We start from the raw sequence: 383 nt of genomic DNA, 5'->3' as shown, positions 1-383 counted from the left end.
AGAAGTCCGCGTCGCGGGCGAGCGCCAGCCGCAGCGCGCCCAGTTCCAGGATCGACCGGTACGAGCACATGTCGTCGATGCGCTCGGCCGTCACGGCGGGGACGACGATCCCCTTGTTCCGCTGGTGTTCGAGGAGGCCCTCGGCCACCAGGGTCCGCAGGCCCGCCCGCACCGAGTGGCGGCCGCACCGGAAGCGGGCGCTCAGCGCCTCCTCGGTGAGCCGGGCCCCGGGTTCGAGGACGCCGTCCAGGAGGTCGTCGCGCAGCGCGCGGGCGATACCGTCCGGCGTGCTGCCCGCCTCGGCTCCGTCTCCCACATTCGTCACCTGATTCGGCAAGGACTCTCCCGGTGGTGGGCATTGATCATAGTCGCCCGCCGGCCGG

General features: G+C 72.6%; 1 protein-coding gene. It reads right to left on the bottom strand.

The window, feature by feature from the left end:
* Positions 1-316: GntR family transcriptional regulator (locus ABD308_RS02215; protein WP_344324629.1), on the bottom strand; the 316-nt coding region annotated here is incomplete at its 3' end.
* Positions 317-383 lie beyond the last annotated feature (67 nt).

The organism is Kitasatospora putterlickiae (assembly GCF_039527695.1).
Lineage (GTDB): Bacteria > Actinomycetota > Actinomycetes > Streptomycetales > Streptomycetaceae > Kitasatospora > Kitasatospora putterlickiae.
This window is presented reverse-complemented; position numbering and strand designations above follow the sequence as displayed.